Below are 23,646 nucleotides of genomic sequence, written 5' to 3'. Positions count from 1 at the left end.
GGAGGATAGAAAGAGATGCAGTTCCTACCCACTCCTGTTATTTAGCCGGAAACGCCTATCCTGCATGATGTCATGTTAGCCTTGCCAATGTTATCGGTCGGTAACTATCAAGAAGCACTGTTTTACCCCTCGTAAAACTGTTTAACTTTCTTGTTCTAGAGCTAGGAACTGGCTACGCATTCCCAGGTAGGTCTTGAACACTTGCCGATAACGTAGTTTCCCCATAGATGGGACTTAGGCTGGTCAGCTACCTAAAGTTGGGGGCATCAAGCCCCTTCTCTTTAGAGCGGGGTGCTGACTGGTTTAGCCTTAGCCTATATATCAAATACTCTCGACAAACTCAGTGGTTAAGCTATACATATAGACACCAGACCACCTCCATTCCAGTATGCCTTGATTTTTGTCAGAATCGACATTAGATTTTGTTGTCTGTTGGCTGTTCTGTGTTAACCGTCAACCGTCAACCGTCAACTGTCAACTATCAACTGTCAACCGTCAACCGTCAACCAAGATGTTTACAGGACTTATTCAAGCACTCGGAACCCTTCAACCTATAGGACAAGATCAGTTCCAAATTAGTTGCGTTTTAGGGGATGTGGACTTAATTTTACAGGATTTAGCCATCGGTGATAGTGTAGCCGTGGACGGAGTTTGCTTAACGGTGGTGGAAATTCGGGACAAAGGGTTTATCGCAACGGCGTCTCCTGAGACTTTAAATCGGACAAAACTGGGACAGAGTTTAGAGGGTTATTTTAACTTAGAAACGTCCCTGCGGGCTGGAAGTAAGTTAGGGGGGCATTTTGTCACGGGTCACGTTGATGGGGTCGGGTGTCTCCAGTCTGTTGTTCCCACAGCAACCTCTTGGGAAATGCGGTTTTCTGCTCCTGTGAGCGTCGCCACAATTTGGGATCGTCAAATCGCGCCTTATATTGTGCCAAAAGGGAGTATTGCGGTCAATGGGATTAGTTTAACGATTTCTGATTGTGATGTTGAGGGTCGTTGGTTTGAAGTGGCGGTTATTCCCCATAGTTATCAAGAAACGAATTTACGCTATTTGCAACCGGGAAGTTGGGTTAATATTGAAGCGGATATTTTAGGAAAATATGTGGGGAAATTTCTGCAAAGTTACCTCAAAGGCAACTTAAATCCCTTGGAAAGTTATAATAATATTCCAGCGATTTCCACCTTAGAGGAGATTACCCCAGAGTTTTTAGCAGAACATGGATTTAGTTGACTGATCACTAATTACGGGCGGGAGAACCCAAAGTCTGTCAACTTAACCCACGTTAGCCCTGAAATAAATTTCGGGCTAAAAGCTAAAGTCATCTAAAGATGACTAAGATCATTCTTTATTAACCCGTTTTAACGGGTTTTAGCTTTGAGCCTGAAATTTATTTCAAGGCTTTNTGTAATGGCTTTAGCTAATATTTGCAAAACTGATCAACCCTCCACCGAGCCCCCGGCTTTGTCCTCAACTCCTGTACCCGGAGAGGGGTTAAAATGTCCTCCGGGTTCGAGTCCGGTCAGATAAGACTTCGCTGAGGTGAAGATGGGGTATCAGTTGGCTGTCGGTGAGGTGAGATAGGAGGCGATCGCAATTTGACCACAGGGGGTGAGTCTCTCCCTCGGTGTCATCTTCCCGGAGATGGTAGGCGCATAAATAGAGGTTGGGGGCGAAAATGCTCATATAACTAATTTTGACACTTTACTCATAGAACAATTCCTTCCCGATGAACATTCAAAATAAATGGACTTTTTTCTTGATTAAAACGCTGCTCAGAGACAAAAGCACGGGAGATAACCGTATCATATTTTAAGGATAATTCTTGAATAAACTCACTGGTTTTTTTGATTTCATCAGAGTAATTAAACGCGGATTTCATCACAATCAGCAAGTCAATATCTGAATCAGGTTTAGCTTCCCCCCTAGCTTGAGAACCATATAAAATAATTTGAACAACCTGTTCAGAATAATGGGTTTTAAACCAATTTTTAATAAATTCTATAATCTCCGGTAATTTTTGATGTTTCATTTTATTAACTTATGTGCCATAAACTGGGCTACTCTCGTAACACGCCATTCTGCGGCTCTGCCACCTGTAAAAAGGGTTTGCCATTACAGTTGAAAACCCATCAAGATTTACCCTCTTTTTTGCCCGTTATCGGAGCGCGGGTTCGCAGAATTTCGGTAATTTTCGGATAGATATTTTTATAAGCCGTGTCCCCTGTATTGGGTGAATCATTATCAGAACCTTTTAGCTTGTAGGTAATGGCTGCATCCATCGGATAGATATTTTTATAAGCCGTGTACCCTGTATTGGGGGAATCATTATGCTCCCCTCTTAGCTTCCTTTCCCCCACTTTATCCATAAGTTTCTGAGTCAACTTAGGATAAGAGCGACACCATTCTTTGATGACAGTCGCCACCTCAGAATCTGACTTATCTTGACAAGCCAGTAAACTATCATTCAAAGTCTGTAAATCTTTAGAAGCTCCCGATGTTTCTAAAATATTATCCGGGTTAGTTTTCCAAATCTCCCAGAAAGCAGCAATACGTTGTTCGGGGGTCATGGCTCATTACTCCTGTTAAAAACTTCTCAAATCTTACTATCCAATGGCACAAAATGCCGCCCAATAGTAGGGAGACTCATATGGCTTAGACAGGACTTACGCAGTTACGCTATATGTAGTGTACTAATGAGTTAGCGATGCCGACAGGCGGCGGCTACGCCATCGCGCTCGTAACTCAAACGAGATCACTTTAACAGGACAACCTCTTAAAGTCCCCCAATTTTGGGGGATTTAGGGGGCAAATACACTATACATTTCAAGCCATCTAGCCCCCTAGCCCCCAACATTGGGGGGAAAATAAATAATTAGGACTTTTTAGGGCGATTGCTATTATTATTGGTATGCGATCGCCTACTTTTGACACGCTATATATAGCCTGCTTGCGTAAGTCCTGTTAGACTTACCCTCGCTACACTAAAACTATAAACCTCCATCCCCCAACTCCAAAATGCAAATCACCATTGAAATCCCCGATGAATACATTCAACAACTCCAACCCAACCTAGAAAACTTCTCCCAACGCATCCTAGAAACCTTAGTAGTCGAATCCTACAACGCTCAAAAGCTAACCACTGCTGAAGTCGGACGGATTCTCAACCTGAACCGCTTTGAAGTTGAAACGTTCCTCAAAAAACACCGAGCATACCTCCATTACACGATTACTGACTTCCATCAAGACTTACAAACCCTCCAGCACCTTCAGGAACATTAACATTCTTAAATGATTGTAATTTGTGACACTTCACCGATCCTTTACTTGCTCTTAATTAACCAAATTGAGCTACTCCCGCGCCTCTATCAAACTATCATTATTCCTGATGTTGTTCAAGCTGAAATGCAAGCCCCAGGTGCGCCTCTTGCCTTGCAAAATTGGATCGATCACCCCCCGGAATGGCTAGAAATTTGTTCAGTGGCTCCAGGTAATGATCCTCGATTACAACGCCTACAAGCTGGCGAGCAAGCTGCCATTCTTCTGGCTCAGTCCCTCAAAGCTGATTTGCTGATTGTCGATGATTTAGCGGCTCGTCAAATTGCTCAAAAACTTGGCATCAACATCATTGGTTTATTAGGAATTTTGGGGGAAGCTGGGAGACGAAACTGGCTGAATTTTCCTGAAACTTTGAGGCAACTGTTAGAAGTAACCAATTTCCGTGCTTCTCCCCAACTCGTTCAAGATTTACTCAAAGAATTTTATAGATAAACTGTTCAATTCCAATTCTTCCGTTTAATGGAACCGCAGCGATCGCATATCAACAACTCCGAAAATCTTACCCTCGTTTAGGGAATAATGCTCACTATTCTTGTCATTCTGAGCGCAGGGAAGAATCTCACAGNCCTCGGTGTCATCTTCCCGGAGATGGTAGGCGCATAAATAGAGGTTGGGGGCGAAAATGCTCATATAACTAATTTTGACACTTTACTCATAGAACAATTCCTTCCCGATGAACATTCAAAATAAATGGACTTTTTTCTTGATTAAAACGCTGCTCAGAGACAAAAGCACGGGAGATAACCGTATCATATTTTAAGGATAATTCTTGAATAAACTCACTGGTTTTTTTGATTTCATCAGAGTAATTAAACGCGGATTTCATCACAATCAGTAAGTCAATATCTGAATCAGGTTTAGCTTCCCCCCTAGCTTGAGAACCATATAAAATAATTTGAACAACCTGTTCAGAATAATGGGTTTTAAACCAATTTTTAATAAATTCTATAATCTCCGGTAATTTTTGATGTTTCATTTTATTAAATAGATAGGGTATGCAGGATTTCCTTAATGGTACTGTTATCCATAGACAAGACGGACTCCCTAGTTATGCTGGAGTTGTAACCGTTAGCCACACAGCAGGCAGTGTAATGGCTTTAGCTAATATTTGCAAAACTGATCAACCCTCCACCGAGCCCCCGGCTTTGTCCTCAACTCCTGTACCCGGAGAAGGGTTAAAATGTCCTGCGGGTTCGAGTCCGGTCAGATAGGGCTTCTCTGTTTTAAGAGCGGTTTTTTGTGAGATGGGTTTTAGCGATCGCATTCTCTGACTCTTAATTCGCCATTTCATTAACTTCCATGCACCCCAAGAACAGAATGCACTGAGAACTAGGGCGATAATAAAAGGGGGAAGGGGAAAGGATTTAATCCAGTTATCGCGTGTGGGAGGACTCCAGGGTGCTGTCATCAAACCCGATGTGGAAGCAATTATCGCCCCGGCTGCAATTCCCACACCAATAGATTGAATATGGTCTTGCAAATCTTGGTTAGCGTCTTGTTGTCGTTCTTGTTCTGCTTTGGCTTCGTCTTCGGCTTTTTTAAGCAGTTCTTGTTGTCGTTTATCCCGCTTTTTCTCCCACCGTTGCCAGGTGCGATCGCATTGAGCTTGGTCAATTTCTACAATAGCGCGAATCGAGGCGATCGCCTGACTAATTAACCCCGTGCCCTGTTCAAAATAACTTAAATCCGCTTCAATTTGTCGCCGGAACTGGGGCGCGGTTTGTTCTCCGAAATACCGCCAAAATGATAGTTCTTCCTTATCGGTTCCCAGTGTAGCACAAATCCGCTCAATTGTGTCATTATAATTGTTAAGATTTATGTTAATTGTTGTGCGAAAATCTTTCATTTTCCGCAGGAGGCGATCGTAAATCAGAGAATCGGCAGAGAGTTGTTTTAACTGAGTTTTGAAATCCTCGAGATAGGTATTATCTTGGGGGTCAGGTTTGGCGCTATCAATTTGGGCTTGAATTTGGTCTAAGATGGAGTCTAGGCTGAGATAATATTGTTTGAGTTGCTGGTAAATCTCCCGGCTATCTTGAAAGGCTTTGGTGACTTTATGGCGATAGAAAAACAGGTCAAAAGTTAGCCCAAAGCAGTTCCCTAGAATTTCATCGGCGTTTTTATCTCGAAATAGCCAGATGAGAACATGGGGCGATTTATCGGGTTCGCGGGGATTTCCATATTCAAAAATCGGACTCCCAAATAATTCCCGACTCCGAGAGGGGTCAGCCTTTTGATTGAATAAAGCCTGATAGCATTGATTGGCTAATTCCGTTAATTCCGAACCTTGCAAATCTTGATTTTCTGGGGTTAAATTTAGGGTTAATAGCAGAGTTTGTCCGAGAAAATATGGGCTTGGGGGAAAGGATAAAATCTGGTTGGGGTTAAACTGTTCCAGAACCGGAATTTCTACAGTGTTCGCCGGGTTGCTATCATCATAGCCAATATTCAGAAATACCCCATAACTGTCTTCTTGAAGTTGGACAGGTTGGATAAAGCCTTCCATATCTGGAAAGTTGGGGAGGGTGAAGGAAATCTGCTTTTGAGGTGTGGGGAGGAGGATGCGATTTTCGCTGAGGTGAAGATGGGGTATCAGTCGGCTGTCGGTGAGGTGAGATAGGAGGCGATCGCAATTTGACCACAGGGGGTGAGTCTCTCCCTCGGTGTCATCTTCCCGGAGATGGTAAGCGCATAAATAGAGGTTGGGGGCGAAAATGCTCATATAACTAATTTTGACACTTTCAGGTCTGAAGACACTGAGTTTTCAAGCTCCCAGACTTTTCTGATAAGTTTCCCAAAAATTCATAAATTGTTTAGCAATATCAATTTGTTGTTTAGCTTCAGATGTGGTAATATTAACATCCAAATCATAATCACTCCGGTTTCGCATATCCTGTGCATCAATTAAAGCCCTGTGAAATTCTCGAAATTTTTGATTGTCCTTGGCAAATTCTCGACCGAAAGCACTAATCACAGCAGAATGGCTAGAAAAACTTAAGTTTTTTGCCAACAAAAAGGCAGAAGCGATATAAAACATTGCATAATAAGCACGGGACGTTGCCAGTTCGGCTAGATTATTTTCCACCAATAAATCTGCACCCATTAGACTCCGTTTAGCTTTTTCTAGTAGTAATTTTTGTTCATCNGAGCGCAGGGAAGAATCTCACAACTTAATTAGCATTCTAATTTCTATCAGATAAAACTCACTATTCTTGTCATTCTGAGCGCAGCGAAGAATCTCACTGTGTTCTCGCCGAATCAGCAAAGATCCTTCATTCCGCTTCGCTACATTCAGGATGACAATTTTAAAGAAAGTAGAGAGAGACGCGCCGTGGCACGTCTCTACGGGGGTTAAGCTAGAACAAAATCGACGTCGTTACTGCCGCCTGTTTCTCCTTGACCAGAGGTTAATTTTTGACCATTAACTTCGACTGCAAAGGGGGTACTACTTAGAGAAGAAAGATTATAATCGGTTTTAGCGGAGGTATAGCCGACACTGGCAATCATTTTCCGTCCGGCGTCAGTATATTGGAAAGCCATCATTTGACTTTTGTTGTTTTTGTTATCTTCAGCCCAAATCACCATATATTGTTGGCCTTGATAATCAAAAACTTTAGGTTCTCGAATGGGAACATAACGACCGGGCTCCCCAAAACTAGCATCTAAAAAGCTTTGTACCGAACTCGGTTGAACAACAGCATAACTTACCTGTTCTGGAGAGGCTGCGATCGCGTCCCCTTGACTTTCATCTACAACCTCTTCTTTGCCTCGATTTTTGAAATAATCGACGGCTACTTTAGTCCCAATAGCACCCGCCGTGGCAATTCCGGCGCCAATTAAAAAGTTACGAAGTCTGTTATCAGCCATATTTTCTCCCGATTAAAATTGAGTAATCTTTTATTTTTGGGAATTTATCCAAAATAACTCTGAAATTTTAGCAAATTTTGGTAATCCCAACATTAAACTTTAGACAAAGAGCTTTCCTTTAAAGATATTTCACCGCCGTACCACTGGCGGCTACCATTAACATTCCTTCACATACCGTTTCATAATCGAGATCAATCCCAATAATTGCATTCGCTCCTAGAGATTTCGCATCTTCAATCATTTCCAGCATCGCTATTTCTTTAGCTTCTCGCAGGGATTGTTCATAAGCGGCTGCACGTCCGCCTACAATATCTCGAACTCCGGCAAAAAAATCGCGGATAATATTAGCCCCTAAAATGGCTTCTCCACTGACCACTCCATAATATTCAATAATTTCTTTACCCTGCAATGTGCTAGTTGTAGTTAGAATCATCCCTGAATCCTGTATTGAGTCTTATCAGTTTATTTTACCATTGGGGATTAGAACGTAATAGGGCTTCAGTGGCTTCTGCATTCAGGGGTTTAGAAAATAAGTAACCCTGGCCATATTCACAATTAAACAGTCGTAGTTGATTTAATTGTTGTTCGGTTTCAACGCCTTCAGCGACGACATCCATTCCTAAGTTATGGGCTAAACTAATAATCGCTAAGACAATCTCCGTTTGTCGTCCCCGTTCGCCAATATTTTGAATAAAAGATCGATCTATTTTTAAAGTATCTAAGGGGAAGCGATGTAAATAGCTGAGGGAAGAATACCCCGTACCAAAATCATCAATACTCAAACCAATATGATAGGATTTCAGTTGAGAAATTCCTTCTAGGGTTTGATTATTATCCATCAAAACACTTTCGGTTAATTCAATTTTCAGATCCCAAAGCGAGATGTTGGTTTTATTCAAAATGGTTTCAACAATCTCGATTACATTCGATAAGTTAAATTGCTTGGCTGAAAAATTAACATTTAAGGTCAGGGGGTGAATCAAGGTTTCTCTATCTCTTAAAAGCTGCCATTTTTGCAGTTGTTCACAGGCTTGTTGTAATACCCAATTTCCAATGGGAACAATTAATCCTGTTTCTTCTGCTAGGGGAATAAATTCCGCCGGATAAATCATTCCTCGCTGGGGATGGAGCCAACGCACTAAGGCTTCAAACCCGGTAATTTTTCCGGCTTCTAAGTTAACAATGGGTTGATAATAAACGATAAATTCTTGTTTTGTTAAAGCTTGTCGCAGTTCAATTTCTAACTGCATTTTGACTAAGGCTTGATCATGAATTTCTTTATCAAATATTTCTAAACATCCCTTGCCCTTTTCTTTAGCTTGGTGCATCGCAATATCGGCATCTCTGAGAATGTTTTCGGCTTGATGATAATGGTTTGTTCCTAAAACCATGCCGATGCTAGTGGTTTTAAAAACTTGACATTCCCCAATTTCAAAGGGATTTATCAAGGTATGATTAATATTTTTAGCAAGGTCAATGGCTTCTAAGGGAGATTGAATTGATTTGAGTAAAATAGCAAATTCATCTCCCCCTAAACGCGCTACAATATTAGGATAAGCGACTAAGGATTGGAGCAGGTGAGAAAATGCCATTAATAATTGATCTCCTACGGTACGTCCTAAGCTATCATTAACCACTTTAAAGCGATCTAAATCTAAACAGAGTACCGCAAATAAATCATCAGGATATTTTTGCACCTGTTCAATCGATTTCTCGATTTCATTAATCAATAAACTGCGATTGGCTAATCCGGTTAATCGATCATGAAAAACGTCATATAATAGTTGATATTCGGCTTTTTTACGTTCGGTAATATCATTACGAATAGCAATATATTGATAGGGTTTTCCTTTGTCATCTAAAAAGGGAATAATGGTAGTATCTACCCAATAGTAACTACCATCCTTGGCTTGATTCCGAACTTCTCCTCGCCAAATTTTACCGGATTTAATTGTTGACCAAAGGGTTTTAAAAAAGTGTTTGGAGTGATAGCCGGAATTGACAATTCTGTGATTTTTTCCAATCAATTCCTCTCTGGTGTATTTAGAAATTTCGCAAAATTTATCGTTGGCATAGGTAATTGATCCGTAAGCATTTGTAATAGCAACAATTGAAGATTGATCTAGGGCAAATTTAAAGTCAGATAATTCTTTATAAGAACGTTTTAAAGCTTGTTTTAAATCTCGATTGATCAACAAACTGGGATAATTTATAGATCGAGAAAAATCACCAACATACAACTTAAGTTTAGCTTTTATTTTCCTATAAATCAAATTTAGGAGAACGAATAATGACTGGAAACAGCGTTTTCCTAAATTCAGAATTGAGTTAAGGTCTGACTCATTAAATTTTAGCCTTTGAGAGATCGATTTCATGGCTCTTACCCGGATGATAACACGATAAACTAAGCAGAATTAGCAACTTTTAGACTATTCTTTTTATTGATCCAATCGATGTACGGGGACTGAAAATTTACGGGTTCCTCCACTAAAGATAAGGGGACTTTAGTTTTAACTTTAAAGTGTTGAGATAAATTCGGCATCTCTTGATGGCAATGACTACAGTACCAATAAATTCCGGCGTGGCGAATATGGCGCAGGAGTGTGGATGAACAGCAGGGGCAAATCGCATTTGACATAATCAACATCCTCAAAATTAACGTTTTATAAAATAAGAATCAAGAGAAATTTAAGAAACCAAAGGTTAAAACTAGATTTAAGTCATGAGGAAATACCTAGAAACGCGGTTAGGAATCATGGATATTAAAAATTTCTTCAAGAATTAAGCGATCGCCCTTAGAGATATTATGCCATAATTCCGCTTCAGCCTTTTTCGTGAGGTGCAACTGTAGATTTTCTCCCAACTGAAAATCCTGATTCAAAACAAATCCTTGAGTTTGAAGTTTCAAACAAACCCATTGCATCCCATAACTTTTAACATCTAATTCCGGCATTAAATCAGTAGAATGACGCAAAATCCAACGACAAGCTTCACTATCGATTTCTGCGAGTTGATAAATCGTCCTTGTTAAAACCTTTTCTATGGCATGGGGATTCGGTAAAACTGTTAAAAAATCTTTTAGTGCTTGGATAGATTCACGGTGTTGAACCCGGAAAACATCAACCGCTAATTCCACATAAGATTCATCCCCATAAAAGTCATTTTCTCTACCTCGATCACAGGAGACAATCACGTTTTTCTGTCTTAAAACACTAGGGCGGCGAGAAAGTTGATTCAAAGAGGGACAGGTCGGAAACTGGATCACCGAATACTCACTTCGAGACGATTGCGGGCAGGGATCAATCGTAGAAATGGGATTGTAGACTGGAATAGAATTTTGAGAGGTCAAATACATGGAACACAGTTCAACATAGAAAGGGCTTTTGCTGATAATTGAACTGTAAACAATAAATGTGAGGATTTTGTGAGTAATCAAGCCCTAGGTTAAGGTTGTAATGATTTGTTACGATTTAATTTGCCCATTGCAGGAGGGTGCAAATTTGATCGACTAAATCCATCGCTTCAAAGGGTTTAGTAATCACCCCCGTTACTCCTAGCTGAATAAATTGTTGTTTTTCACTCATTTTAGCCTTGGCCGTTAACAAAATTGTGGGAATGTTTTGGGTTTTTGGGTTAGCCTGTAAATGTTTAAAAGTCGTTGCGCCATCCATATCTGGCATCATTACATCTAACAGAATGGCATCCGGTTGTTTAGTTTCAGCTAAAACTAAACCTTCACTACCACAACAGGCCGTAATCACCTCCCAACCCGCCGCAACTTCCAGGGAAATTTGGATAATTTCCCGCACACCATCATCATCATCAATGATTAAAATTCGTTTAGGGGTCATGATTAATCTCTACTGGTATGTCCATCGGTAGGGTGAAGTAAAAACAACTTCCCTGATCTAATTTACTCTGTACCCAGATTCGGCCACCGTGTTGTTCCACAATGGAGCGACAAATGGCTAATCCTAAGCCAGTTCCGCCTTTTTTGCGAGAGTCTGAGGCATCCACTTGATGAAAGCGCTCGAAAATTCGTTCAATTTTATCTGGGGGAATACCCCGACCTTGATCTTGAATTTTAAACAAAATTGCTCGATTTTTGCCAACTTTTTCTCCAGGTTCCTCCTTCACACTTAACTTAATTGTATCTCCAGAATCGGAAAATTTAATCGCATTACTTAATAAATTGGTCAGAACTTGTAACACCCGATCGGGATCAGCATAAAATTCTAGGCTTTGACTACAAACCTCTAAATTAATCCCAGTTCGATTTGCCATTACCTGCATTTGTTCGGTGGCTCGTTGCAGTAAATCTGCCGAATTAACCACTTGTTTAGTCAGACAAATTTTTCCCGATTCTAGCCGTTCTAATTCTAAAATATCGTTGACCAATCGCACTAAGCGTTCGGCACTTTCTGCCGCAATTTTCATCACGTGTTTTCCCCGTTCTGACTGAGGTTCAACTAACCCGGTGGATAATAAATTTAATCCGCCATGAATCGACGTTAAGGGGGTTCGCAGTTCATGACTGACAACGGAAATAAATTCATCTTTCATTCGTTCAATGGCATATCGTTCGGTAATATCTTCCCCAATACTCATCATGCCGATCGCATCCCCTTGTAAATTTTTCAACAAGGTATTATTCCAAGCAATAATCTTATCTTCTCCTGATTTTGTTAAAATCAACTGTTGATCATAGGGTTTAAAATAATAGTCTAATAATTGCGAAAACGCGGGAGAGATTGGTCGTTGAGGAGGATTGGGTTTAAAATTATCCAGCCAATTTTTACCTAAAACTTCCGTTTGGGTATACCCCGTAACTTCTAGGAAAAAGGGATTAACATATTCAACTTTTCCCTGACGATCTAATCCCACCACTAATAACCGGACATTTTCTAATAAACTCCGCCACCGTCGTTCAGCTTCGCGTAAATTCGCTTGACTTTGTTTTTGTTCTGTAATATCTTGCATCACGACCATTCCCGCTAAAACTTCCCCCTGTTCGTTGCGAACGGGTAAGGCTTGATGATAATAGATTCGCCCATCATATTCTACTTCAGAAATCGTTGTTTCTCCAGCTAAAGCAGATTGATATAGAGGTTCAACAATTACTAATAAGGAGGACGGTAAAGCTTTGCGAATCGTTTTTCCTTCTAACATATATCGGGATAATCCCTTAGCAACTAATCCCATCCCATCGGCAATGGTATAACGAAAATCAGGATCAAATAAAAATACTGCTCCATTGGGGAAATTTTGAACTAAGGTTCGATATTGTTCTTCACTTTTTCGCAGTTTAAATTCCGTGCGATGGCGTTTCATTAATTCATATTGTAATCGTTCATTGGCTGTTTCTAATTCGGCTGTCCGTTGAACAACTCGCAATTCTAATTCTTCATTATTATGACGCAGTAATTGTTCCGTTTGTTTGCGATGAGTAATATCTTTCGCAATGCCTCCGCGCCGATCTAATTGTCCACTTTCATTAACAATGGGAAATCCTCGATCCCAAATCCAACGACAAGATCCATCGGGGCGGAGGATGCGATATTCTATATCAAATCCTGCCCCATCGGGGCTTTGTAAAGCTTGTAAAACACGGGGCTGATCTTCGGGGTGAATTGTATTAATAAAAGCTGGGAAATTCTCATATAATAAGGTAGGATTTCGTTCCCAAATTTGTTGATAAGCGGGACTAACATAGAGAAATTGATTCCCTTGAGCATTCGTAATCCAAAAAACATCATGAATATTCTCAGCTAATTGACGGAATTTTTTCTCGGTTTCTGCATGGGACGCTCTAATTCTGAGCACCATAATCCCATAGACAATATCATCGACCAATTCTTTGAGTAGTTTAACTTCGGCTTCATCAAAGGCGTTAGTTTGAGTTGCATATAAATTCAGAACACCAAAGGAAATTGGGATTAATAATTCTGAAATCATAGCCGTAGATTCTGCTTCTAAATCGTGATCGTGATCCTCTGAAGTAATGATTAAAGGTAGGGAAATTGAAGAAGTATAACCCCGTTTTTGAGCTTGTTCTTTCCAAGGAGCATAATGGGAATTTGTATGAATATTTTGAAATACACAAACTTCTCCTGTTTTTACTGCGGTTCCAGAGGGCCCTTGACCCCATTCACTCTCATCCCAAGTAATGGTTAAATTCTCTAAATAACCCGCTTCAAATCCGGCTTTCGCTACAGGAATAATCCGTTTTTCGGGAGTGAGTTCAGGATAACCTACCCAAGCGAAATGATAGTTCCCCACATTGATTAAAATCTGACAAATATTATTCAATAATTCTGTTTCAGTGGTAGCTCGAACTAAGGCTTGATTACACTCACTAATAGTTCTTAAAGCACGATTAACCCGGTGTAATTCTTCTTCGGCTCGTTTGCGCTCAGTAATATCCGTATAATGTTCAATTCGACCTCCGGCATAGAGTCCACTGTAAATCGGTTGACTGATGTGTTCTAACCATCGTTCTTTCCTCGTTTCTGTGGGAAGAATATGACATTCAAAATGTTCAATATATTGGTTGTTTTGATAGGTCGCTAAAACTTTTTGAGCAAAACCTTCGGCATCTTCAAATAGATATTTAATTTGTGATTTGATTAATTTTTGTTTATCTTGACCAATTACCACTTCCCGTTGAATTCCGAAGAAGTTTTCTAAGGCTTGATTAATCCAAACAATATGAAAATTGGCATCTAAAATAAAAATACCGACGGCTGATTTATCTAAAACATCGTTCGTTAGAGAACTATATCGAGCTTCGCTTTCTTTTAGGGCAACTTCAGCCCGTTTACGCTCGGTAATATCCTCGGAAATACAAATCAAGAATTCTGGGTTATCCTGCTCATCATAGAGGGGAATTTTTAGAGTATGCAAAAGTCGTTTCCCTAAGCTTTGACTATCCACTTCTTCTTCGAGAATATCTTCAGGAAATCTTTGGGCAAAAGCGGCTCGATCTTTTTGTTCAAAAAAGTTAGCTTGTTCCGGGGGAAAGTCTTGATCAATACACCTTCCGACGGATTCTTGAGCCGTAAAACCAAAAAGCATTTCGCAGGTTTTATTCCACAGTTTAATCACCCCAAATTCATCGGGTTTACCGCTTTTTACAAACACAGCAACGGGTAAATGATCAATAATTGTTTTCAAAAAGTTACGAGTTTGTTTAACTTCTTGTTCGGCCCGTTTGCGATCGCTAATATCGGTATAGGAACCCACCATCCGAATCAAATTTCCGCCCTCGTCCCATAAGGCTTGACCTCGATCTAAAATCCATTTATAACTGCCATCTTTGCATCGGACTCGATGTTCTGTAATATAAAAAGGGATTTTTTGATCTAAATGTTCTCGAATCACCTTCATCACCCCTGGTAAATCATCAGGATGTACTCGTTTTTTCCACTGGGTTAAGTGTTCGCAGGTTTCCTGTTCTTCATACCCTAACATTTCTTTCCATCGCGGGGAGAAAAACACTTCATTGCTTTGAATATTCCAATCCCAAATGCCATCGTTATTTCCCTGTAAAGCCAGTTGCCAACGTTCTTCACTTTTTCGTAAGGCTTCTTCTGTTTGTTTTCGTTCTTGAATATCTTCTAAAGCCAATAAAATATAGTTTTTCTTTTTCCATAATTCATTCAGAGGGGAAACAAAAATCTGTACCCAATTAACTTGACCATTGGGACGAATATAACGTTTTTCAAAGGAAAAAGTTTCTCCTAAACCCTCAGATTGGAGTTTTTCTAACCAATTTTTGCTTTCTAAATCTTCAGAATAGATCAAATCATGAATGGTTTGACCGACTAATTTTTCCTCGGAATAGCCTGTAATTTCACAATAGCGTTGATTCACCCGTAATAGTTTCCCGGAAATATCAACTAAAGCAAATCCCACCGCCGCTTGTTCAAAAATCGTTCTAAATCGTTCTTCACTTTGCACTAACCCTTGTTCTGCTTGTTTGCGATCGCTCACATTTTGAGCTAAGGATAATAAAGAAACTAAACTCCCATCTTCATCTCGAACAACGGAATTATACCACTCACAATCAATCACTCTGCCATCTTGAGTTCGATTTTGAGCTTCAATAATTTGGTGAGTTTGTGTTCCATCAATCAGGTGAATCATTTGTTGTGTAACTTGCAACATATCTGTTGCAAAAACTCCTTGAAAGGTTGACCATTGTTGACCTAATATTTCGGCAGATGTCCAACCAAACATTCTTTCCGCTTGGGATGACCAACGTTTAATTCTAAGTTGCTGATCCCACTCAATAACGGCTAAGGGAGAATTCTCAAAATGACAGGATAAACATTGATGAGCTTGTTTTAATTCAGCAATTAATTGTGCTTGCTTTAAAGCAATTCCCACTTGATCCGCAAGTTGTTTTAAAAAGTTAATTTCTAGGGTTGTCCATTGTCGCGTTTCTGCACATTGATGCGCCATCAGAAATCCCCATAATTTCGGTTGATTATTGGGGGAATTATCACCTAGTTCTGGATAGTTTGGTTCTCCTATAATCGGATCAATATCTTCTTTTCCTAACCAAATAGGTACGATTAAACTGGCTTTGACTTGAAAATATTCCATTAACTCCAAATAGCCATAGTTTAAAGAAGTTTGATCGAGATCAGCAAAACTGATCACTTGATCGGGTATGGAAGAATTGGAGAGATGCTGATGCAACTCAGGAATATAAATAGTCTGAGATAATAGCGATAACCATTGGGGTAATACGGCTTCTTGAACAACAGTTCCTCCTCGTTGAGGATGCAATTTTAACATGATCACTCGGTCAACATTTAAAACTTTTTGCACCTCGTCAACTGTTGTTTTTAGGATTAAATTCAGTTGTAATGATTGCCGGATTTTTAAGGTAATTTCGGTTAATAATTTTAAAAATTGATTTTGTTGTTGCAGTTCAGCTAAGGCGCGTTTTTGTTGGGTAATATCTCGTGTTGTTGCTAAGAGGGTTTTAACTTTCCCCTGATATTGAAGTTCAGGCACAATTGAAGTTTGAAATGACCGCCATCCCTGACCCGTTTCCCAGTCAAATTGAAATTGTTGGGGTTGACCCGTATCTAATACTTGTTGAGAGTGTAAATCCCACTGTTGACAAATCGATGGAGGAAGACCTAATTCTCGATTGGTTTTTCCTAGCAACTGTTGTTGAGGAATTCCTAGGATTAAAGCGACTTGATGATTTGCATAAAGGTAGCGCAATTTTTGATCAATTCGGACAATACAATCTCCTGCATTGTTCATTAATATTTCTAACTCTGTTTTTCGAGTTTGAAGTTGAATTTCAATTTGTTGTCGTTCTTCAAGTTGCTTTCTTAAGCATTCTTGGGTAACTTGTAATCTTGGGTTTGAGGTTGGGGAATCAAGTTTTTGAGAAGGAGTTTGTAGAACACCTTGCACCGCCAGACATGGGCTAAGATCCTTTCCAACCGCGATCACAACCGTTGTTGATAAGGGATAAATTTCCACTAAAAAATGATAATCTTTTTGATCATAATTACATTGATAAATAATTTGACGGCAGGCTTGACTGGCTAAAACCTCTTGAATGATTGAAATAGATTCTGAGGATTGATCCTGTTTTTGTAACTGTTGCAAGATGAACTCAACCCAGTTGAATTGATCGTTTAAATAAGAGAGGGCTTGAGTAGGTAAAACCTGAATTTCTTGGTGTTCACAATCCATAATCAGAATCAGATCGTGAATCACCCCCAGGAGTTGATTAATTTGCCATCGTGTATCCCAAGTTGAGGGATAGATTACTTGATATCTGGGATGGGGAAAGGGAGAAACAACATCTGAAATAGTCATAGGTAAAAATTAAATTAATATTAAGTTTTACAGGTTTTTTTTCTCAATTGATTGTAAAATTTTATTCTATATTGATTGTATCTGATTTAACAGATGTCTCTGATTCAATTTTAGGTTGATTCGGGTTAGATTGGACACCAGGATAACATTGGGCAACAATTTTGCGTCTGAGTTGACTCCGTTCAAGACGATTAAACACACGAGCAATCAGTTCCGGTTCAACAATCGGTTTTTGAATATAGTCATCGGCTCCGGCCATAAACACTTGCTGCACCATTTCTGAATCCCTTTGGGAGGAAAGGATTAAAATCGGTACGTCGTTCCATTTGGGATCATTGCGAACAACTTGACAGAGTTCTACCCCACTAACACCCGGTAAATGAATCCCTAAAATTAGTAAGTCGGGATTCGATTGTTCTAGGGTACTCCAAAATTGCTGGGGATCATCCAGTAAAATTAATTGTAATCCCCAAGGTTCTAATACGCTACGCAACCAATCTAGGATCTCTAAATTATCATCAACTATTAACAATTTTCCCGCATTAGCTTGGAATTTTTGCAAAACTTTACTCACAGTTTCTATCACCTCAGCCGGAGAAATCGGTTTTTGTAAAAACCCTCGTCCTCCTAAACGGGCAACTTTAACCCGATCGGCAAAACTTTCTTGAGCCGTAAAAACAATCACTGGAATCGGAGGGGTCTGAGTGGCTAATTCTGCTAATAATTCAAACCCGGATTCTGTAGACTCAGGAAAGCTTAAATCTAAAAGAATAACATCCGGGGAATTCTGTTGCAATTTGTTTCGAGCTTGTTCTAAGCTATAGGCAGCACAGGCGATCATTCCTTTAGTCACCGCTTCTGCTACTAAGGCTTCTGCTAAACCTTGATCATCATCTACAATTAACAATTTAGCTAATTTTAAATGGGGAAGGGCAAAAGGTAAAGCTGGGGGTAAAACCGAAGGTTGAGGATCTAGCGATCGCTGATTTAATTGTTGTTTAATCGTTTCAACTAACGTTGATAAATTCTCTAAATTACTATCAAAAGTTGAAATATTTACTTGTAACAAATGTTCGATTTCACGAGATAGAGCCGAAGCTTCTTTAAACCCGAAAGCTCCTAACGACCCGACAAGCGTATGGGCTTCTCTTAAAGCTTGTTGTTGAATTTCTGGGGTAAAGTTGTTAGTTTTTAAAGCTTGAACAGCATTTTCAATGATAGCAAGGCGATCAAAATATTTATATTTTTGTTTTTGCCAAATTTGGTTTAAATTTAAAAGGTCGGGTTTTTGTGGCAAAGAAGCAGGCTGTTGAGATTCTACAGGTAACGAGGGAGCAGACATTTTTTTTAATCGATATCCTAAACCATAGATGGTTTCAATAACTTCATTTGCACCGGATTTTTTTAACTTTTGTCGTAAGCTTTTAATCTGAGTTCGCACGGCATTTTCTGATGGGGGTTCATCATAAGACCAAAGATGATCTAAAAGAGAAGCTTGACTAAAAATGCGTTGAGGATAGCGTAAAAATAGTTCTAATAAAGCGTATTCTTTCGCGGTTAACTTAATAAGTTGATCGCCATAAGTGACTTGACAATTACTCGGATCAAGATGCAAAAGTCCCCATTCAATCACCGGATTTAAGGCATCATGTCCCCGTCGCAATAAAGCCCGAATTCTGGCTAATAATTCTTCTAAATTAAAGGGTTTAACTAGGTAATCATCTGCACCTGCATCTAAACCAGCAACTTTAGTGGTACTGGTATCTTCACCCGTGATCAATAAAATGGGAGTGCGGTCGTCTTTTTGTCGCCGTTGTTTACAAAAATTTAAACCATCTAATTTAGGCAGCATCAAATCTAATAAAATTAGATCATAGTCAAAAGCTTCTGCCAACTTCCATCCCATTTCTCCGTCAGATGCTAAATCAACTAGATAATATTGGTTACTTAATAATTCTTGAATAATCGTGGCAAAACTTTCATCGTCTTCGACCAATAAAATTCTCATCGTCGGGATCATCCTCAGATTAGCATATTGATTAGAACTAGCTCTACCAGCAGTCTACCGTGTGAGGATTGATATCCGCAAGGAAACAACCCATTTACAGGGGTTTGATCTCGAATCTGGCGATCGCTGATCTTAAAAATGATGCCAAAATCTGTTAAACTGAGAAAACCTTTAATTTGAAATTAATACCCACTCCGACAATGCAAGAATTTTTTCAAAACGTTTCTCGTTATCCCCGTTATTTTATAACCTTTACTCTGGGAATTTTCTTTTTCCTATTTGAACGTCTAAAACCCCTCTTAAATCGTCCTGTAACCGCAATTGCGCTTGTGGGTTTACTATTTAGCGTTTTGGCATTTACCTTTTTTACGTTACGCGCAATGTTAGGGTTTAGTCCTGTTTAAAAAATAGCCGTAACCTCCCCTCCCCCTTCACCTCCTATTCGTCGGATTGGGGAAAATGGAGAACAGGAAGGCGATCGCCTCGGAAAACTTCTTCACTGCTGCTGCTAAAGTTGAGGAACATCTCATGGAGAGCTTTAGTTCCTAATACCGCGATTAATAGGGGTGGAGTGGCAAAACTCAGTAACCAGTCTTGAGGAAAAGCAACACGGTCGTCATTCTTGGGTTGGGGTTGATCGGTGTAGGGGGATTGCATAGTTAATATTCTCAGGTGTGAAGATGTCGAGATTGTGAATTCAATGAATCCACTCACAGCCGCGTAGAGATTAAAATAGTCAGTCTCTACCCGACTTGATCCCAACTTTTGGCGAATCATGCCAAAATTATAGTCGAATTCTAACCATAGAGTTGTCCTAATTTGTAGCAGACGTGGAACAGGCAACATGAGCTATTAAGAGAGAGTTGTGTTGAAAGGCAATAAAACAGTTGTAACAGCAGAGGGTTCAGCCTTAACCCAATGGGCAGAACAGGCCGTTGGACTTGCGGAGGTGCAGGTTCAGACTCGTTTGCGTGGCAATCATTTACACGTTTTGTGTGAAGCTCCTATCAGTCCGAATGAAAAAAGCGTTACATCTCATTTTTCCAGCGCGTTAACCCAAACCAACTTAACGGCTTTACTACCCCCAAATCAACCGATCTACAAAATCTTTTTATCGGGTCGCAGTATTGGGGCAAAACGACCGGATTGGACAGTCAAACTCGAATATACAGAATTACAATATCAGGCTTGGTGCTCACCATCTGAACCCTCGGAAAGTCCCCCCATCGAGGAACAAACCAACCGATTCGGTGAGAAGGGACATAACCCCTTCGCTAAAATTACAGGCCTGTTCAGACGATCTAAGAAGCAGGCGAGACGCACTGTTCCACCGGAACCCACCCTATCCTCAAGCATTGAACCGCCTGATCAACGGTTAATAGAACCCGATTTAGAACCTGATTTAGAACCTAATTTAGAACCCCAACCGACCCATACACACTGGACTGAAGCCGAAACTCAACCCTTTTCCCTCCTGGCAGATGATGGCCTTGCCTTCAGTTCAATGTCTGTAGAGTTGACACCAGTAGAGGAAGTAGGGGGAGCACCGGAGGCAGGGGGAGCAGGGGGAGCAGGGGAAGCCTGTAGAGACGTTGCATACAACGTCTCTACACAGCCAACCGTCAACAGCCAACCGCCAACCGTCAACAGCCAACAGCCAACGATTGAAGTTTCGACGGAAAGTTTGGCGCGACAGGGTTATCCTGATGCGATCGCTAGTTACCTAAGCGAAATTTTAGGGGGGTTAGGAGTTGGGGTTAAAGTCACGATTCGGGAAAAATCCGCTAAAGTCAAAAAAACCGAGAAACAACAACACGAAGATGAAACGGCTCGTCGGTTGTGGGTGTTGTGTGAATCAGCTTATAGTCCCGATCCGTCCTTATTGGCTCAACCCATTGCTCAACGATTACGACAGTTGCAGCTTGAAGGGTTTCGGGATGCTTGTATTTTGTTACAAGTCCAGGGGGAATCAACTCCCGACTGGATGTTACGAATTGATTTAACCCCACCGGACAAAATTCTTAAAGAGTGGGGTCGTTGGGGAGATGAACAGGCGATCGCACGATTGCTTAATGATAAATTTAGTCAATTTCAGGTGGAAGTCCGAACCACCTTAAAAGAATCAACGCTGCATTTATTCTGTCACTGCACAACTTCATCTCGTAAACGTCAAGTTCCCGATAAACAAACGGTCATGGATATCGTGACCCCCCTATTGGATCTTCTCGCTCCCCAAGGGATTTGTGCAGCAACGGTATATGGTTTAGAAACCACTACAACAAACCCTAAACCCGGTGCTCCGATTTGGATTGATTGGCTGAATTTACCTGCGGCCAAACATTCTGACTTACAACCAACGGCCTTAACTTTAGCCGAACATGGCAATCTTTCCGCCTTACGCTTTATTCTCAGTCGTTTAATTAATCCCGATTTAGAGCTAAAACTGGCTACAGGCGGGATTCGGGTACTGTTATTACAAAAAGGAGAATTACTGCACGTCATGACGGAAGCCGCCACTTGTCCGTCTCAGTCTCAGGTTGCTCCCGTTATTGCTCAATTTTTACGCAGCCATCGCATTAGCGGCATTGCTGGGGTTAGAATTTATGGCCGTCGATCGGGACAAAAACTTCCGTTATGGCGCTATGGCGTTTATTTAAAAACCACTCAACCGGATACTGTTCCCTCGACTTTACCGGATTTTGTCACCCCAACGGAGGAATCCGAAACCCATGTTGAGGCCAGTCATGGCACCTCTGTAGCGGGTAGTTTAGTTCTCCGTCCTGACTTAAATCTGGAGGGTCTGGAGACAGATTCTCCCCGACCCCAAAGCCTGATTTATCCCCATTGGCGAGGGGTTTTAGATCGGAGTGTCGAGGCGATCGCGCAAGGGTTGGTTGCGACCCGTTTGTTTGTGTTGCGTGAAGCCATGATGGTTTCTGTTCAAGATCTGAGAACTCGCCGTTATCAAAAAATTGCCTTAGCTTTGGTTTGGGGAACTTTGGGAGGATTTCTAGTGGTACAACTAGATGGAATCTTAGGTCAATGGTTAGTTGAAATTCCGATGAATGGGATTAGCAAAACGGGAATAATACCTGCTAATCAGAGTAATGTAGAGGAAAAAACCTCAGAAGTTGTGATCGCATCAGATTTGACTCGAAATCAGAATAATTCTAAAGAAAATGGTGTATTTAATGCCAGTAATTTTATTTCCTCGACTCTGGAAACCAAAAAGTGCAGTTTATCGAATCAAAAATTAGGGCTAGAAGCCTGTAAGTTAGCTCAATTTCTTTATCCAACATTTAAAAGCGCCCAACTAGATGAGCAATTAGCTCGATATCAACATTATATTTTGACGGAAAAACGACCGCCTGATATTCTAGTAATTGGCAGTTCTCGAGCATTACGAGGGATTGATCCGGGGGTTTTAGAACAAGAGTTACGATTACGCGGTTATGGAGGGTTAAAAGTTTATAATTTTGGGGTAAATGGGGCAACCTTACAGGTAGTTGATTTGATTATTCGTCAGATTTTGCCTCCTGAACAATTGCCGAGGTTGGTTATTCTGGCGGATGGAGTTCGGGCCCTCAATAGTGGTCGAGTAGATCGAACTTATGAAACGATCTCAACCTCAGAAGGCTATGAACAAATTGCTCAAGGAACGTTTCAGATCAAATCTCAAGTTGAGGAGGAAAAATCATTTACTCTGGATTGGCAATATAATTTAGGGGATTTCGCTGAAAAATTTCGTCAAGGAGAGTTAAGTTTTGAGCAGTTTCAAACCCGTTTAAATCAACAATTTGTTGGAGGATCAAAAGCTTATGAACAACGGGATAGTCTCAAATTTCTATTACAGTCTATGATTAAGGGACAAGCTTTTCAACCCCAGGTTGAATCGCCAGTTGATGAAGCCGAACCTTCCAATAATCAAGAAGTAGAAACCTCCCAGTTTCAACCCAATGGATTTTTACCGATATCGATTCAATTTAGTCCTGAAGTTTACTATCAAGCTCATTCTCAAGTTTCAGGTTATTATGATGGAGATTATCAAGGATTTCAATTAGAGGGAAAACAAACCACTGCTTTAAAAAGCCTAATTGAATATGTGCAATCGAAAAATGTTGATATTGTGTTTGTCAATATGCCACTTACAGAAGATTATCTTGATCCGATTCGCACAGCTTATGAAGATAAATTCCAAGATCTGATGCAATCTATTAGCAAAGAAACTGAATTGATTTTTATTGATTTATCGAGAGAATGGTTACAAAATCATCATTATTTTTCTGATCCGAGTCACTTAAATCAATATGGTGCGGTTGCTGTTTCTGAAAAATTAGTTAAAATTGATCAGATTCCTTGGCCGAAATCAGTTGTCAGTAAACAGTAATTAGTTAGGAGACAGTTTACAGTGACTATTAAGAAGACAGGGAACAGGGAATAGTCGTAGGGTTGGGGTAGCCCCCATAGGCTTGTTACCGAAAGTTGTTTGATTTTTTTGAAGCGTCCTAGATCCCCCCTAACCCCCCTTAACAAGGGGGGAACAGGAGATCCAAGTCCCCCTTTTTAAGGGGGATTTAGGGGG

21 protein-coding genes are annotated in these 23,646 nt (G+C 40.4%); 6 read left to right on the top strand and 15 right to left on the bottom strand.

Translation table 11 applies throughout. The features are described from left to right. Window positions 1-511 precede the first annotated feature (511 nt). Window positions 512-1,234 carry a riboflavin synthase gene (ribE, locus tag PL8927_RS25710; RefSeq protein WP_083626627.1) on the top strand — a complete coding sequence of 241 codons (723 nt, stop codon included), beginning with the start codon at window positions 512-514 and terminating at the stop codon, window positions 1,232-1,234. Window positions 1,235-1,495: 261 nt separating this feature from the next. On the opposite strand, the gene PL8927_RS25705 is transcribed toward ribE, so the two are convergent. From PL8927_RS25705 to PL8927_RS25695, 3 genes are all read right to left on the bottom strand, one after another. After that, window positions 1,496-1,687, bottom strand: coding sequence for a hypothetical protein (locus PL8927_RS25705; protein WP_156093338.1), 192 nt, complete (start codon window positions 1,685-1,687; stop codon window positions 1,496-1,498). A 22-nt stretch (window positions 1,688-1,709) separates the two neighbouring features. Beyond that, a complete protein-coding gene (locus PL8927_RS25700) occupies window positions 1,710-2,033 on the bottom strand; it encodes a nucleotidyltransferase domain-containing protein (protein ID WP_083626619.1) in 324 nt (107 codons plus the stop codon). A 100-nt stretch (window positions 2,034-2,133) separates the two neighbouring features. Further along, the gene (locus PL8927_RS25695; RefSeq protein ID WP_083626625.1) at window positions 2,134-2,571 is read right to left on the bottom strand and encodes a hypothetical protein; all 438 of its coding nucleotides are present in this window, start codon (window positions 2,569-2,571) and stop codon (window positions 2,134-2,136) included. Between the two features lie 448 nt (window positions 2,572-3,019). On the opposite strand from PL8927_RS25695, the gene PL8927_RS25690 reads away from it, so the two are divergent. After that, on the top strand, window positions 3,020-3,283 hold the full coding sequence (locus PL8927_RS25690; RefSeq protein WP_083626623.1) for a UPF0175 family protein: 264 nt from the start codon (window positions 3,020-3,022) through the stop codon (window positions 3,281-3,283). Between the two features lie 9 nt (window positions 3,284-3,292). Further along, window positions 3,293-3,772, top strand: coding sequence for a DUF3368 domain-containing protein (locus tag PL8927_RS25685; RefSeq protein WP_083626621.1), 480 nt, complete (start codon window positions 3,293-3,295; stop codon window positions 3,770-3,772). A 220-nt stretch (window positions 3,773-3,992) separates the two neighbouring features. On the opposite strand, the gene PL8927_RS25680 is transcribed toward PL8927_RS25685, so the two are convergent. Further along, window positions 3,993-4,316 carry a nucleotidyltransferase domain-containing protein gene (locus PL8927_RS25680; RefSeq protein WP_083626619.1) on the bottom strand — a complete coding sequence of 108 codons (324 nt, stop codon included), beginning with the start codon at window positions 4,314-4,316 and terminating at the stop codon, window positions 3,993-3,995. A gap of 19 nt (window positions 4,317-4,335) precedes the next feature. Here PL8927_RS25680 and PL8927_RS25675 point away from each other — a divergent pair, with 19 nt between their 5' ends. Continuing rightward, window positions 4,336-4,551 (top strand): type IV pilin-like G/H family protein, encoded by a 216-nt coding sequence (locus tag PL8927_RS25675; protein WP_156093337.1) that lies wholly within the window; start codon window positions 4,336-4,338, stop codon window positions 4,549-4,551. Here the strand turns inward: PL8927_RS25675 and PL8927_RS25670 are convergent. From PL8927_RS25670 to PL8927_RS25625, 10 genes are all read right to left on the bottom strand, one after another. After that, the gene (locus tag PL8927_RS25670; protein ID WP_231506146.1) at window positions 4,461-6,062 is read right to left on the bottom strand and encodes a hypothetical protein; all 1,602 of its coding nucleotides are present in this window, start codon (window positions 6,060-6,062) and stop codon (window positions 4,461-4,463) included. The genes PL8927_RS25675 and PL8927_RS25670 overlap by 91 nt on opposite strands. Window positions 6,063-6,104: 42 nt before the next feature. After that, the gene (locus tag PL8927_RS25665) at window positions 6,105-6,494 is read right to left on the bottom strand and encodes a HEPN domain-containing protein (RefSeq protein WP_269322038.1); all 390 of its coding nucleotides are present in this window, start codon (window positions 6,492-6,494) and stop codon (window positions 6,105-6,107) included. 197 nt (window positions 6,495-6,691) lie between these two features. Next, complete coding sequence (locus tag PL8927_RS25660) at window positions 6,692-7,207, bottom strand: hypothetical protein (RefSeq protein ID WP_083626615.1); 516 nt, start codon at window positions 7,205-7,207, stop codon at window positions 6,692-6,694. Window positions 7,208-7,325: 118 nt separating this feature from the next. Next, window positions 7,326-7,640 (bottom strand): heavy metal-binding domain-containing protein, encoded by a 315-nt coding sequence (locus tag PL8927_RS25655; RefSeq protein ID WP_083626613.1) that lies wholly within the window; start codon window positions 7,638-7,640, stop codon window positions 7,326-7,328. A gap of 34 nt (window positions 7,641-7,674) precedes the next feature. Next, window positions 7,675-9,405, bottom strand: coding sequence for a sensor domain-containing protein (locus PL8927_RS25650; protein ID WP_197047558.1), 1,731 nt, complete (start codon window positions 9,403-9,405; stop codon window positions 7,675-7,677). Window positions 9,406-9,611: 206 nt separating this feature from the next. Beyond that, window positions 9,612-9,845: a hypothetical protein gene (locus tag PL8927_RS25645; protein ID WP_083626609.1), complete on the bottom strand. Its 234-nt coding sequence runs from the start codon at window positions 9,843-9,845 to the stop codon at window positions 9,612-9,614. 108 nt (window positions 9,846-9,953) lie between these two features. Further along, window positions 9,954-10,562: a hypothetical protein gene (locus tag PL8927_RS25640; RefSeq protein ID WP_231506145.1), complete on the bottom strand. Its 609-nt coding sequence runs from the start codon at window positions 10,560-10,562 to the stop codon at window positions 9,954-9,956. A 115-nt stretch (window positions 10,563-10,677) separates the two neighbouring features. Then, on the bottom strand, window positions 10,678-11,058 hold the full coding sequence (locus PL8927_RS25635; RefSeq protein ID WP_083626607.1) for a response regulator: 381 nt from the start codon (window positions 11,056-11,058) through the stop codon (window positions 10,678-10,680). After that, on the bottom strand, window positions 11,048-17,056 hold the full coding sequence (locus tag PL8927_RS25630; protein WP_083626604.1) for a PAS domain S-box protein: 6,009 nt from the start codon (window positions 17,054-17,056) through the stop codon (window positions 11,048-11,050). Before PL8927_RS25630 ends, PL8927_RS25635 begins: the two co-directional genes overlap by 11 nt. A gap of 61 nt (window positions 17,057-17,117) precedes the next feature. Beyond that, a complete protein-coding gene (locus PL8927_RS25625; RefSeq protein ID WP_083626602.1) occupies window positions 17,118-19,064 on the bottom strand; it encodes a response regulator in 1,947 nt (648 codons plus the stop codon). A 200-nt stretch (window positions 19,065-19,264) separates the two neighbouring features. Between PL8927_RS25625 and PL8927_RS25620 the strand changes: the two genes are divergently transcribed. Next, the gene (locus tag PL8927_RS25620; protein ID WP_083626599.1) at window positions 19,265-19,468 is read left to right on the top strand and encodes a DUF751 family protein; all 204 of its coding nucleotides are present in this window, start codon (window positions 19,265-19,267) and stop codon (window positions 19,466-19,468) included. A 34-nt stretch (window positions 19,469-19,502) separates the two neighbouring features. Here PL8927_RS25620 and PL8927_RS28715 read toward each other — a convergent pair whose 3' ends face one another. Further along, the gene (locus PL8927_RS28715; RefSeq protein ID WP_231506144.1) at window positions 19,503-19,910 is read right to left on the bottom strand and encodes a hypothetical protein; all 408 of its coding nucleotides are present in this window, start codon (window positions 19,908-19,910) and stop codon (window positions 19,503-19,505) included. Window positions 19,911-19,932: 22 nt separating this feature from the next. On the opposite strand from PL8927_RS28715, the gene PL8927_RS25610 reads away from it, so the two are divergent. Next, on the top strand, window positions 19,933-23,451 hold the full coding sequence (locus PL8927_RS25610; protein WP_156093336.1) for a DUF1574 family protein: 3,519 nt from the start codon (window positions 19,933-19,935) through the stop codon (window positions 23,449-23,451). Window positions 23,452-23,646 lie beyond the last annotated feature (195 nt).

It is taken from the genome of Planktothrix serta PCC 8927 (assembly GCF_900010725.2).
In the GTDB taxonomy this organism is placed as follows: domain Bacteria; phylum Cyanobacteriota; class Cyanobacteriia; order Cyanobacteriales; family Microcoleaceae; genus Planktothrix; species Planktothrix serta.
This window is presented reverse-complemented; position numbering and strand designations above follow the sequence as displayed.